At 28.5% G+C, this 4,877-nt stretch carries 6 protein-coding genes; 1 reads left to right on the top strand and 5 read right to left on the bottom strand.

Annotated features, from left to right (window positions below; genetic code table 11):
• Window positions 1–24 precede the first annotated feature (24 nt).
• The 3 genes from KGF39_RS20010 to KGF39_RS18855 form a co-directional block, all read right to left on the bottom strand.
• Entirely contained in the window at window positions 25–153 is a 129-nt protein-coding gene (locus tag KGF39_RS20010) for a hypothetical protein (RefSeq protein WP_255643647.1), read from the bottom strand.
• A 115-nt stretch (window positions 154–268) separates the two neighbouring features.
• Window positions 269–637, bottom strand: coding sequence for a nuclear transport factor 2 family protein (locus tag KGF39_RS18860; protein ID WP_054272565.1), 369 nt, complete (start codon window positions 635–637; stop codon window positions 269–271).
• A gap of 321 nt (window positions 638–958) precedes the next feature.
• A complete protein-coding gene (locus KGF39_RS18855) occupies window positions 959–2,017 on the bottom strand; it encodes a DNA alkylation repair protein (protein ID WP_413927102.1) in 1,059 nt (352 codons plus the stop codon).
• Between the two features lie 585 nt (window positions 2,018–2,602).
• Between KGF39_RS18855 and KGF39_RS18850 the strand changes: the two genes are divergently transcribed.
• Window positions 2,603–3,280 (top strand): Crp/Fnr family transcriptional regulator, encoded by a 678-nt coding sequence (locus tag KGF39_RS18850; protein ID WP_227823490.1) that lies wholly within the window; start codon window positions 2,603–2,605, stop codon window positions 3,278–3,280.
• Between the two features lie 423 nt (window positions 3,281–3,703).
• Here KGF39_RS18850 and KGF39_RS18845 read toward each other — a convergent pair whose 3' ends face one another.
• Both KGF39_RS18845 and KGF39_RS18840 read right to left on the bottom strand, forming a co-directional pair.
• Window positions 3,704–4,285, bottom strand: coding sequence for a 4Fe-4S binding protein (locus KGF39_RS18845; RefSeq protein ID WP_227823489.1), 582 nt, complete (start codon window positions 4,283–4,285; stop codon window positions 3,704–3,706).
• Window positions 4,278–4,508 (bottom strand): 4Fe-4S dicluster domain-containing protein, encoded by a 231-nt coding sequence (locus KGF39_RS18840; protein WP_107594627.1) that lies wholly within the window; start codon window positions 4,506–4,508, stop codon window positions 4,278–4,280. The genes KGF39_RS18845 and KGF39_RS18840 overlap by 8 nt, the downstream gene beginning before the upstream one ends.
• Window positions 4,509–4,877 lie beyond the last annotated feature (369 nt).

Genomic DNA, 4,877 nt, shown 5'->3' with positions numbered 1-4,877 from the left:
GTCACGAGTGTGCGTAGCTATTTTTTAATCAAAAAGATGATGATTTGCTGTTAGTCCTGGTAAAAAAATTAAGTTCTTTGCAAGCACACTATTGCTTTCTTTTATCCAATAATATATTTTTCCTCGTTCAGATAAGATATATTTTTCTTCCATAATGTTCACACTCCAAATTCTCACTTTTAAATTATTACACTAACGACTATGTTGACCAATCATAAATCAAAATATCAAATATTATCAAAATTCTAGTTATAAAACAGAACAAACGTTATTTTATTGGCTTTCCTATATGTTTATCTAATCTCCACTGTGGCACATTGTCATCCTCTCCCCAATATTCATCAATAGAAATAATCTTATCATCTTCAAGATTAATAAATGAAACGACATGAAATGATAGTGGTTTATTTACTGCATAAACATGTGTCACTGTAATTACTAAATTTCCAAATTCTAGCACCTTTTCTACTTTACCATCCCATTTATCAGGATACTCACAATTTGCAATGATAAATTCTTCTAAAGTAAAATGCTCATTTGTATCATGCCAATTAATATAAGCATCTTCATGAAAATATTTTCTTATCTTAACAGCATCTTGTGCCAAAGTGTCATTCCAAAAACTATATACATTCATTTACATTTCTCCTCTACAAATTCTAATTTATATGGCTATTGTATAACTATTCAATATCACTAGCAACTAAAATCACCAGTAACTTATTTTTTACACTTCATCTGCTAATTGTGATTCTACGGATTTTACTGTACCCGTAACAGAATTGATAAGTTCTACTTTTGTGTTATGCTCATATTCCTTTAATGGGCAGGGATTAGCACCTGTATTTCTTTGTATTTAAATTCAGTAAACAAGTAGTAAACTACTTAATATAGATTTAGTAAAATATATTATATAAGTTTAGCAAAGTATCTGATATAGATTATTCTGTTAGTAAAATTATACACCTAATTCAAAATTAAGTTTACCTTGTTCTATCCCATTAACAATAATAGTAATCGAGTGGATACCTGGATAATGTCTCCTTACACTTACATCTGCAAATGAGTGCTTTTTCATGTATAACTTTTTCTCATTTTCTTTTAATGAAACTTCCGATATTTTAAATATCTTCCTATTCCTTTTTCCACTGGATTTCACATAATCAATTCCGTATTCAAGCCTTATTTTTGTCGCTTTTTTTGCCAAAATCTTAAATGAAAAAGTTAAATCATCTCCAATAGAAATAGACGTTGTTTCTAAGGTAAAGTCTTGAATATTTGTCGAAGTAGTATCATCATATCCAAAAAGAGCCAATACCTCACGATTACCTTTTTTTAGTAGAGTTCTGCAACCATGCTTTACAATCCAGTTGGTAGATTTGTTTTTACCATACCAATCTTTTGCTATATTTGTAACTAAATCTGGATGTGTTTTTGAAATATCGTTTAGATTATTAGCAACACTCTTTTGTACATATGTCGATGTATCTGTTTTAAGTTCCTCTAATATAGGCAAAACAGGTGTAGGGTCTTTTTTAAATTTGGCTATTGCTTTTCCCCATGGCAACTGAGGACGACAGCCTTCACTTGCAAGTCTTCGTACATGTTCGTTTTTATGCTTAGACCATTCACGCATCTGTGCCATCATACGCTCTTCATCTTTTATGATAAATGCTCTCACAGCAAATTCAGAAGACCAATATTCAGTATTTCTTTCTAATGTACTTATAGATAAATCCCAATTTACGTCATCCTGACCATAAACTTCAACAAAATCTGGAAAGAAAAAAGCAAATGGAAAACCCCTGACTGATTTTTCAAGAATAGAAAGAGCTTCCTTGTAGTCTTTTGGTAAATACATTCCCAAATTCGTACTTATTTTTCGACATCTGGCTTTTAACTCTAAATTATTCCAGGTTTCATCCATTGTCGAGTTTATGAACTCGTCCACTTGAAATGAACTGTAAACTGATTGGATAGCTAATGCAGCCTTACGAAGTGACTCGTGATTAAACATGTTTTTTAGTAAATCTGGCATATAAAAATCTCTCCTTTTGTGTTTGATTTATTAATCATATATCAGATGACACGACAACAGTGTGTCATATTGCTAAATCTTTCTAATAAAATACAGTAATCTTATCTTTGTTTTTTATATATAATTATTTTCCCATATTAAGATTGCTAATTTATACTTATCTTTATAAAGTCATTTATCATAACTATATTGTCTTTTATTTCTATACATTGCCAACTTATATTTATCCTTATAAATTTTAATATTCTATGTTAGTTAAGTATGATTTATTTAAAATATACTTTTCAGTTTGTATACATTCGTTACATTTTTTCCAATATCTCATTATTAATTATTTTTCCAATATCCTATTATTAACTATAATAGCTTTTGCCAATGATTAAGTTAACTTCCCTGCTTATATAATTTTCTTATTAATAGTAAAGAATATAGATATTATCATATTTTTTCTACAAAAATCATACTATTAATATCTGATTAAATAATCCTATTAACAAACTACTTGTTATTTTATCCATTCACTTGTATCATTGGATTATAACACCTTAAGAAAGGAGATATTGTATGATTTCACAAAATGATATTGATATACTTACACACAGTTTGCCTTTTTGGGATGAACTCACTGACTTGCAAAAAGACTTATTAATCTCTTCAGCAAACATCTCCCATTATAAAAAAGGAAATCCAATACATTGTGGTGATAGTGACTGTATTGGTATCTTGATTATAAAGTCTGGAACAATACGAACATACATACTCTCAGATGAAGGTCGTGAGGTTACACTCTTCCGTCTTGATAATGGAGATGTATGTATTTTATCAGCTTCTTGTATTCTAAAAACAATAACTTTTGATGTCTATATAGATGCTGAAACAGACTGCGATATTATACAGATTAGTTCGTCTGTTTTTGCAAAATTATCTACAGAAAATGTTCATGCAGAGTTATTTTCATATAGATTAGCTACTGAACGTTTTTCTGATGTTATGTGGGCAATGCAACAAATTCTCTTTATGAGTTTTGATAAGCGTTTGGCATCTTTTTTAATTGATGAGATAGCTAAAAATGGCAGTAGTACTATAAATATGACTCATGAGCAAATTGCTAAGTATATGGGTAGTGCTAGAGAGGTTGTATCAAGAATGTTAAAGTATTTTGCTAGGGAAGGCATTGTGTCTTTATCTCGTGGTGGAATAAAAGTATTGGATAAAGATAAACTTCGTTCTTTGACAGTATAAGAGGCTGTACACCTATCCTTATTTATTTTACTTTATTAACTTAGAATAATTTTATAGATAAAATGTTTCCTTATTTTTTAAAATTTAATGTAATAATTATTAATCATTTCAAGTTAATAAAACCTAAAGTTTTTAGCAGTACAGTTCTATTTGTTAGCAAATTAATTTAACATTTTACTCAGTACATTATGCTAACATATAATCTAACTGTACTGAGTAAATATCTCGTTTCATCATATGAATCTCCTTTTTATACTCTAATACTTATAGTTGAATTTTAAAATACACTATATAAAACAATTATACTATATTTATATAGATAAAGTATAACCGTTTCATATAGTGTACTTATATAGACCTAGTAAGATAGAAAATAAATCATCAAAAAGAAGTATAAACAAGTTTATTTCACACAAACTCTATCTATACAGACTTACTCTTTGCCTTACATATCATCTGGGTCATAGTACCCATAGGGCAATAAACACACCATGAACGAGGTTTAAACAACATCATAGTAATCAATCCAAGAACAGTTGATGTAAGCATAACACTATAAAAACCAAATGCAAACTGTACCACCCAAGGTGAAACTAAAGTCCCATGATATGCCCATTGCCAAGGCATTTTTATAGTCCACAACAAAGTCACTACTTCTTTAAAATTTCTACTACCTTCAAACACTAAATAAGTTGAAAAAAGCATGTTGGCAAACATCACCATAAAAAATGTCAAAAAACCATATCTAAACCACTTACTTCTAATAAATTTAGGAATATCTTTATTTCTTGACAGCTTTAATTTATTTCCAAGCAAATTAAACAGTTGCCCTCTTCCACAATACTTATTACAATACGCTTTATTTCCCTTGACAATAGAAATAATTATTGGAACAAAGAAACAAATTAATCCAATCCAAGCGAAAATAATATTTCCAAATCCCAATATCAAATATATTGAAGAAAAAATCCATAAATAGTCATACCAATGTTTTTTATTATTCATGACACTTACCTTCTTCCTCTTTTAATATTGTTATAATCTCAATTACAGATGCTGGACATATCTTTTTACAAATACCACACCCAACACATAAGTCTATATCAATTTTTGCACTAGTTCCATAGGGAACTGAAATAGCACCCCTTGGACATGCTTTTATACAGCTTCCACAAGCTACACACTCATTTTCTAAAATATTTGCATACTTCTTTTTTTTATTAGACATAATAACCTCCCTATATTATTAATCTATAAGAATTATATCAGGATACTTACTTTTTATCTGTGACTTAATCACATAAAATTTCAATATTAAAAATCACACTCTAGATACAGAGAAATTTCAAATAAAAAACGATATGAAGTCATTAAATTTAACTTCATATCGCCTTCTCTTTTGTGTATTTATATAAATATTTATTATCTAATATTTAATATATCTATAATATTTTCTTATACAGCTCTATAATTTTATATATAATCGTATTCTACTAATCACAGGTTACACCCATCTAAAACTATAACTTTATTCACAACCTTATTTTATTAATCACAAATTAAACTCATATAGAAGTTTATCTTTATTTACACCTTA

Origin of the sequence: Clostridioides sp. ZZV14-6345, from assembly GCF_020657775.1 — a bacterium.
In the GTDB taxonomy this organism is placed as follows: domain Bacteria; phylum Bacillota; class Clostridia; order Peptostreptococcales; family Peptostreptococcaceae; genus Clostridioides; species Clostridioides difficile_D.
This window is presented reverse-complemented; position numbering and strand designations above follow the sequence as displayed.